The organism is Acetobacter suratthaniensis, from assembly GCF_017377745.1.
GTDB lineage: Bacteria > Pseudomonadota > Alphaproteobacteria > Acetobacterales > Acetobacteraceae > Acetobacter > Acetobacter suratthaniensis.
This window is the reverse complement of sequence record NZ_JAFVMG010000031.1, coordinates 1-8,340: the sequence shown is the minus strand read 5'-3', so window position 1 is coordinate 8,340 and position 8,340 is coordinate 1. Positions and strand designations below refer to the sequence as shown.

The window sequence follows — 8,340 nt, the reverse complement described above, 5'->3', positions numbered from 1 at the left end:
CAAATCCTCCTTCTGTCCACAATTTAAAGAATAAAGCGTTGGTCTTGGAATTCGTTGGAAAGACTCGTACGTAACGCTTTGGCGCAATAGAAGGCATCAAAACCATAACGGCGGTTGATCTTGGACAATGCATAGAAGAATTCGATCACGGTCTCCTTTGACGGTGGGTCTACATCCAACCGACTACCTTCATCCACATGCAATACGTTCGCGCTAGACACGATGCCATAGCCGGCCAACTCTTCGCACAGTTCCAACAATTTTTCGATGGGCTCCAAGCCGAGGACAAAATTAGTCCATGAGTTTCCACGACCAAATACTTGCGCAGCATACTTGAGCCGGTCGATAAAAAAATCACGGCCCAATGCACTTTTACCTGGACAGTATTTACTGAACCAAGGATCGTTGCCGACCTCAAGATTGAACACAACTATGCGCACACCAGCTTCTTTGAGTTTATCCACACGAGTCAGGTCATGCGGCGGAGTAATGACTGCGACAATGCCTTCAGTGCATTTATGAGCCACCTGATTTTTGATGTGATTGGCAATATCGCAATAGATATCGGCTTGTTGATTAAGTTGGTCGTCTGGCAAGTTACCCGAGATGAGGATCACATGCATGTGATCAGAATAGCAGTCTGCTTGCAATGCGAGTTCTATCGATTCCGATAAATTAGCTAAATACGGCGCGCGAGCAGCCTCCCAACCAAGAATACCCGATCGGAGATGCGCTGCGTGCAGAGCGTCGTTAGGGTTCTTCACAGCCACATTATTGACACCACAGAAGCGACAGACGCTAGAGATTAGACAGCCCTTCCACGGAATTATATTGAGTTCATCATAGCCACAGGCCGAAATATACTTTTGCGCCAATTCATCATTGGCTAGGCGTTGAGTATAATATTCTGGCTGTCTTACAAAACTAACTTTAACCTGCTCGCTAGCGCTATGTTCACCAATACAACACAGCAATTTTTCGCTCGCGGATACATCGACCATCACAGGCTCAAGCTTCCCGTGTGCTGACACGCAGGAGACTACCGTACGGTAACCGTCCTCGCCCTCTAGAAATAATTCCTGTGGACGGTTCTCAGCAAAGTTCTTGGGTGCGTTATAGACGAGATTTTGTCCCTTGGCACCTAAACGTAAGGCGTAGTCAATCGCGGCATCGGTGAACACCACACCCCGCGTAAGGATCTCAGCTTTCAAATCGGTTTCCGGTAAAAGAATCATTTTTTGCGCCCAACATAAAACACATGAAAACACCACCCTATATGAAAGAGTGGAAACGCCACCGGATAAATGAACGCTGCCGCCAGTGCCTTTGGATTACAACGAGCCATAGTAAGCGCTACCAAGCAGAGCCAGCCGAAAACAGCAACTGGAATTTTCATTGCGAAAAAAGCCAGCGCAACCACATGGATAATAGGAAAAAGATGGTAGAAAAAAGCATGTATCCAAAGCAGTCGGCGGTCTTTTTTTCCTAAAGTTCCGCATGATAGAGACTGACGAAAGCCTGTAGCCCAGCGTATTCTTTGCTTCCAGAGTGTCGCAAAGGAATAGGACGGCAACTCAAACGCTACGACTTCCTGCATATAGCAATAGCGCAGATGATGCTTGGCTGCATACAAGCCAATCGACAAATCGTCGAGGAAGGTATCCGTGGCTGATAATCGTCCTTTGAAGTTGTCAGTCTTGAGCAAGAAGCACTGTCCAGGAATCGTCACTCCTAGGTGCAACCGCCAAAGCAATGGCCGCAACACGGTATGAGACAGCAGTTTATCTACTTCTACCAAGGATGATACAAAATTGGATACCCTGCGCGAATGGATACGCCCCCACCCTAAGTCATAATGTCCATCAAGAGTCCTTTTTACTAACCGCAGCAACGCTGGAATGTTCGCTTCAATATCGTTATCTAAGCTTAACAAATAACGATCTTCCGTAGTGTCCAGAGTATATAATATCTTGCGATATTTTGTCCCGCTAGCATAGATTATATGAATAGGAAATTCAGCATCCGTTATTATTTTCGGTTTTGACTCTACATATAGTTTCATACTTACACCGCAGTAGAGACGATGCAATTGATTGCCAATTTCGACGAGTTCTGATGTCAGCCGCTCCTCTCCTCGCAAATAGGTGATAATAGTAAGTTCAGCCATGAAGATTTTTCAAAACTCCTTAGGTGTACAGATGGAGGATTTCTCGGAAATACCAGATGACCAAAAGTAATAGTGATAGCAGACGGACCCACTCCATTGCGCATACACAGAGAGTTCGAACTATCATGATCGCCATAACCAAAAATACGCCTATTTATTATAAATATCGTTAATATCTATTAACTCCAGATCAAGCAATTGGCGAGAATTTTCAATTACGTCAGGGCAATGAAATGCCTGAATCACGGCATCCATCGTCTGATCCAAGCACTCTCCAGGAACGACGATTTTTTTCGATAGAGCGGTTCGACTAGCATTTTTATAAGCTATCAACTCGCGTAGTGCTTTATGGCTACAGGACGCCAATGGCAGTATCGTTGCAGGCTGGCCCAAATAGCCCAGATAGGAACATCCTGCGGCATAGGGCGCATGCCACCGATACCCACCGTATAGACTATTGATCAATTCCGGCGTAAGCGCGCAGATTATTTCTTTTCCTACGATCCAGCGTTCTTGCAAAGAGTTCTTCAGAGAACCAACAATATGACGATGGGCGGGGTGTACAAAGACGAAGGACTTATCCGCCACATAGTTTGGCTCGAATTTTTGGAAGGTCTCCAACCCGAAGCGGTGCATAGCAATTTGCGGGACTACACGCCATAGCGGGTGACAAGGATCGCGATCAACGGCAATAAGGTCCTCAAAGGTGTTGATGGCTTCAACATATTGCGATAACTCGTCCCTGACAGGCTTGCCGTTTTTTTGAAGAAAATAATCTGACAATAAACCAATCAGTTCTTCTGTATTATTCATGCACATCTATTTTCACCATATTTTCAAGTTCTGATGCCACAGCAATGGCTTCTTTCATATCGTCCGCAATAAAGCAGATTTCCGCAACACGGGCACTGGAACTACTAATGTTTCCAGACAGGAGATCTCCTATCTGTTTTCGACCAATGATCTGACAGTTGCCAGATACTGACCACTCAATATTTGTGAGCCGACCGCTGCGGCGTGCGACCAAGTTCTTCTGAACAGTGAATGGCGCAAAATAAGGCATGCAGCCAACTAGTGCCATGCCAACATAGCTGGGGATACCTGCAAATTGCTTTATTGCATTCAAGCCACCGCCAATACGGCAGGAAAAGTCCACGACTACGGCTTGGCCAGCGGAAACAATGAAGTCAAATTGGCCGAAACTGATGCACCGCACGCTGAATAGGGCAGCACACCAATCATATATAGCCGCGCATAGAGTTGCGTCACTGGCGACGGCAACGTAGCTGTCACACACAGGTTTCCCATTGATCCAAACTATAATTTTGCGAAAGAGACGCAGGACCTCAACCTGACCATGGTTCACGAAAACATCGGCACTATATTCTTCACCTTCCAGCCAATCTTCAACCACCACACGCGTGTCATCTTCACCAAGCACAGCACGCATTGTGGCACTCGCATCATCCTGTACCGCACGGCGGATTACCTGCGGGTCGAAACGGCCTACCTCAACATGGCGTACGATCCCATAACCGGAATAGCCTGCGTCCAATCTAGCTAAATAGCGCTCGGGTCCTGGAGCGCAGACATCCTCAATATAACAGCGTGGTAAAGCATGCACACCGCATTGGCTAAGCCTTTCAGAAAGGTAGTGTTTGGAGCGACTAGCGCGCAACGCGTGCAGAGAAATATTCGTCGTGCCGGACTGAATTGCCCGCGTCACCCAGAATTCGTTGAGCGGGATCATCGGGATTTTCGTGCAAGGAATCTCGTCGCTACAGATTACCCACTTTCGATGGCACGCAGGAATGCGCTGCCACATCGCTGCGTTCTCGACAAGAAGTATAGCCATGCCCGCTTGTCTGGTCACATCCAGAAAACATTGAATGTCTTCGATTGAGGACGCCCCTGCCACCACATATTTAGCCACGATTCCGCCCCTACACAACGTGTGCTTGCTGTGTCTTTGCAAAGAACGCCGCCGTCTTGCGTAAACCCAATTCGAGCGAAGTGATTGCTTGCCAGCCTAGCACACGGCGACATTTGTCTAAGTCTGGCCGCCGCTCCCTCGGGTCGTCGATCAATGCGGGGCAGTGCGTGATCTCGACCGATTTGCCGATTACGCGACCGACGATACACGCCAATTCCATGATTGACACTTCGTGGTCTGATCCTAGATTCACTGGCGTCGTACAATCGCTAGCCATGAGCGCAATAAGCCCGCCCACCATATCATCAACGTAGCAGAAACTACGCGTCTGTTTGCCATCTCCGTAGATTTCAATTGGCTTTTTGTCGAGAAGACATGTAACGAAATTGCTAATCACTCGGCCATCGTCGCGCTGCATACCGGGACCATATGTATTAAAGATGCGCGCGATACGGGTGTCCGTTTGGTGTTGCGAACGATAGGCTGTGACAAGTGCCTCCGCACATCGCTTTCCTTCATCATAACAAGCACGGGGGCCAGTGGTATTAACATTGCCCCAATAATCTTCACGTTGCGGTTTTCGTTCGGGACTGCCATAGATTTCACTAGTAGATGCAAGTAGAAAGCGGGCGCCATTTTGCAATGCTAGATCAAGCAAGTTACGCGTGCCTATGACGTTGGTTTCAATAGTCTTGATGGGATCTTTCTGGTAGTGTTTTGGTGACGCCGGACAAGCTAAGTTGTAGACTTGGTCCAGTGTCCCAACCGCGCCGATGTCTAGTATCTGCACGATATCCTGCTTGATGAAACTAAAGCCCTCGAACTTTCTCAACTGGTCAATTGCCAACGCACTGCCCGTCTGCAGGGAATCAACACATACGACGGTGTGTCCTCGCAAAAGTAGGTGTTCACACAAGGTAGCCCCGATGAACCCTGCTCCGCCAGCTACTAAAATGCGCACAATTATAAACCTCGCTCGTAATGTTAAATATTGCTGTAGGTTTTCACCATGACCTGAACCGTTTCAGGTTTTTTTTGATAAATCACATAGCCAATACCAAGTCGCGCCAATTCCCATCATATGATTGGAAGAAGTATCTGCAACTGCGGAATCTGCACAGAGTCGCGATGCAGCACTACATGCAGCACCCGCTTCTCGCGAACTGCAGCCATTTCCCGGTAATCCTTGAAGCGATCGCCGCTGATTACATAGGTTTCGGCGCTGAACTCCGCCTCGGCCAACACCGTATGGTCCGCGGTGAGATTAGGCGGCATGACCTGCACCCGGGCTTCCGGAAACATCGCCTGGAGAATATCTTCGGTGATCTTGAGCTGGCTGCAGATGCCTGGATCGAAAACAATAGACACGTCAAAGGTTTCAACGAGACGGGGCACCAATACTTTAAGTGCCATTAAGCCAATGAAATGGCGTTTGCCACCATCTTCGTTCCGATAGCAAAGGTTATTGCCATCCACCACGAGGTTACGGATTTTTTTATTCAGCAGGCGGGTAATATCGCGCAGGCGTAGACTATGTTTTTTTTCTTCCTGCTCTAGCTTGCGTTGGCGGTAATACCTGTCTTTCAGCACTTGGCGCGGGCTACTCTGTCTAGGACCAAAGTGCAGCTCGCAGTTGTGATGGATACCTGCTCGTTCATGGGATGTCGACGCGCTGGACAATTGTTCGTCAAAATATTCCGCTTCCGCGATATCCTGATTCACGCTACCTAACTCGTCACAGACTGATTTCCAGTTGCGGAACACGGCTCCCGCCACCGCCTCCCAGTGCGCACTGGCCACTCGCGTTTCCTCAATGATGGGCTGCAGTTCCTGTAATTCGTTGTCATATTTGGCAATAGCTATCTTCATTTGCAATGAATCAAAACGCAGATAGTCTTGAATACCATCACTAAGGCGTTGCGCCGCCTGTTCGTTTTTGCTCAGCTGGGACTTTACTTCTTCTTCTCGATCTTTGAAGAGAGACAACCGTTCTCGCATCGTAGCAACCTGCCTCACGGCCACGTTGCGCTTGCTGGAAAACCAGTAGACGGGTGACCAGCCCAGCTTTGCCTCCGCCTCGGCTTTGCTTAACTCAGTGCTGGCAGACTGACAGCTGTTTTCGATCTTGACTAACTGGTCGCGCAAAATCTGATTTTCTCGTTGAGTCTTGGCAAACTCATTACGGTTGATCTCAAGATCGAATCTCTCGAACCAGTTGAGGTCAGTGCGCAGACGCCGAATTTTTGCTTCAACTTGCTGGGCTTGCCGCTCAAGGGTTACCAGGCGATCAGCATGTTGGTTATTGTACACGGGACAGCCCCCTATGCCACTCGTTGTTTAGGATGCTCTTGATGCGGGAAGCACGGCTACGGTAATGACGAACTGGATGAGGGATAACTAAGAGAAATTCGCGAACAACGAATACCACAGGATTCATCGACCTGCTCCTTATTCGTGGGTAGTGGGCGTCAAGCGTGTCCCGCATTTGCCGCAGAAGTTGGAGTCTTCCGTGACCACCACGTGACAACCGGGGCAGGTAGATTTGAGCAACATCTTCTGGCGCATATGCCCGATCTGGATGACGCAGGGTACGGTGACCCGATATGCCGGACTGGCTAGGTCAAATGCCGTCCAGATACCGGTGATGGCCCAGCCAAGAGGACCGGCCAGTACTGCCAGGCCACGACCCAAGGTGGTTGAACCTGCCAACATCACGCCACGTCCCACGAGGTTGCTCATGGTCGCGCTGGCAACCAACGTCGCCATGTTGAAGGACGCCAGACCAGAACTGCCTAGCGAAGCCAGTAAGCTCGCCAACGTCAGCGGCCCCACACCAGGCAGGTAGCTTTGTCCCTCCAGGGAATTGAACAGCGTGCTGCGATCTTCCTCTTTCATCTGCGCCACGGACTGCGCAAATACCTTGGCAATGATTGCCATTTCCATTTCGGCGCAACTAGCTCCCGTGTTGTGCTCCGCGCCGACATGACTGACCACGTCAGCAAGCAGTTCACGGTAAGGCACACCGCTGCCACCACGGAACAGATTGGCTAGCGAGTTACCACCAAAGCGGGTCAGTTCCTCGGCGAGAAGCGCTCGTGCCGCCTCGTCAACGCCCTTGTCCATGGCCGCCTTCAACTGACGACAGACCGAAGATGACAGTGAGATGCGGCCCTTGCCGCTATCGGTGATTACATCTATCAACAAGCCGATATCGTCTGCGCTGGCGCTCATCAGCACGTCGGCGAGATCTGGATCGTGAATGACCGGCATCCCGATAGTCCTTATTGCTTACTAGTAGAAGGGTCATGTGGTGTGGTCAGACTGACCCAAGCGCCAGCAATAGCGGTCAACCATTTGCGGGCGCTAGACTTGGAAATTTCGCGCAGCATCAGCGCATCAAGCTTCAGGCAAGCTAGTCTGCGCCACTCATCACGGGCATCGGCACGAGCAACCTCCTGTAGACCGTCTATATTTCTGGGACGTAGATCCGGATGGACCTTACACTCACATAGCACTTTTTCTACTGGATTGGTTGCTTGAAGCCGTCCTTCTGCTTCTAGCTTCTGAGCTGCAACTAGGTAATCAGAGCTATTGCTAACGGATCTGGAAAGTAGTTCCCAATCTTGCGGACGCATCAACAAGAAAGCGGGGGGAACGCCTAGAACATCGGCAAGGCGCTCGATTGTATTCATATCCGGATTGGCCTGTTTTCCGTTCCCCGGTGATTTTAAAAGCCGCAGGGTACTACGGGCGATTCCGGTTTTCTGCTGAATCTGTACCAAAGACAAACGCCTAAAAGCAGTTGTGTCGCTTTGTGTTTCCCGTCGCGCTCCTGCCACTTGGATTGCAGCAGACAGATTGCGGCTGAACCATTGTCCGAGAGAAATCTGTGCAGGTTGAGACGTCATATGTTTTGCCATCGTGCCGCTAGTGAATTGCACCCACTTAATACCCTTAACGACGAAACTGAAAGGCCAAAATGAAGCGTTTATACTCCATTTAGATGAATATATTTTTTAAATGGAGTCTTTGTGCTTCATTATTATGCAAAACCGGACGTAAAAGCCTTACAGCTTTGAGGTGGAGAGAGCGAAGAGCCGTTGATTGATTTCGTGATAAGTTGATTTCAGGTTTGAGTGACGCTGATGGATGGTTCTGGTCGACTCAGGCAGCGACGGGTGACGAGGGCTATTGCAGACCGTCCGCTTTCTGGAAGCGTGAACGGCTCTTTTTATGCCCG

Annotated in this window: 8 protein-coding genes; all 8 read right to left on the bottom strand. The window is 49.4% G+C overall.

All coding sequences use genetic code 11. The annotated features are described in order from the left end of the window. Window positions 1-23 precede the first annotated feature (23 nt). The 8 genes from J2D75_RS13925 to J2D75_RS13890 all read right to left on the bottom strand — a co-directional run bounded on the left by J2D75_RS13925 (window position 24) and on the right by J2D75_RS13890 (window position 8,008). Window positions 24-1,235: a radical SAM protein gene (locus J2D75_RS13925; protein ID WP_207855391.1), complete on the bottom strand. Its 1,212-nt coding sequence runs from the start codon at window positions 1,233-1,235 to the stop codon at window positions 24-26. Further along, on the bottom strand, window positions 1,232-2,167 hold the full coding sequence (locus J2D75_RS13920; RefSeq protein ID WP_207855390.1) for a glycosyltransferase: 936 nt from the start codon (window positions 2,165-2,167) through the stop codon (window positions 1,232-1,234). Before J2D75_RS13920 ends, J2D75_RS13925 begins: the two co-directional genes overlap by 4 nt. A gap of 150 nt (window positions 2,168-2,317) precedes the next feature. Continuing rightward, on the bottom strand, window positions 2,318-2,980 hold the full coding sequence (locus J2D75_RS13915) for a hypothetical protein (RefSeq protein ID WP_207855389.1): 663 nt from the start codon (window positions 2,978-2,980) through the stop codon (window positions 2,318-2,320). Then, window positions 2,973-4,100 carry a hypothetical protein gene (locus J2D75_RS13910; RefSeq protein WP_207855388.1) on the bottom strand — a complete coding sequence of 376 codons (1,128 nt, stop codon included), beginning with the start codon at window positions 4,098-4,100 and terminating at the stop codon, window positions 2,973-2,975. Before J2D75_RS13910 ends, J2D75_RS13915 begins: the two co-directional genes overlap by 8 nt. Before the next feature lie 10 nt (window positions 4,101-4,110). Then, window positions 4,111-5,061 carry an NAD-dependent epimerase/dehydratase family protein gene (locus tag J2D75_RS13905; RefSeq protein ID WP_341534980.1) on the bottom strand — a complete coding sequence of 317 codons (951 nt, stop codon included), beginning with the start codon at window positions 5,059-5,061 and terminating at the stop codon, window positions 4,111-4,113. Window positions 5,062-5,177: 116 nt separating this feature from the next. Next, a complete protein-coding gene (locus J2D75_RS13900) occupies window positions 5,178-6,410 on the bottom strand; it encodes a hypothetical protein (RefSeq protein ID WP_207855387.1) in 1,233 nt (410 codons plus the stop codon). Between the two features lie 138 nt (window positions 6,411-6,548). Then, window positions 6,549-7,370, bottom strand: coding sequence for a ubiquinol-cytochrome C chaperone family protein (locus J2D75_RS13895; protein WP_207855386.1), 822 nt, complete (start codon window positions 7,368-7,370; stop codon window positions 6,549-6,551). A gap of 11 nt (window positions 7,371-7,381) precedes the next feature. Continuing rightward, the gene (locus tag J2D75_RS13890) at window positions 7,382-8,008 is read right to left on the bottom strand and encodes a helix-turn-helix domain-containing protein (protein ID WP_207855385.1); all 627 of its coding nucleotides are present in this window, start codon (window positions 8,006-8,008) and stop codon (window positions 7,382-7,384) included. Window positions 8,009-8,340 lie beyond the last annotated feature (332 nt).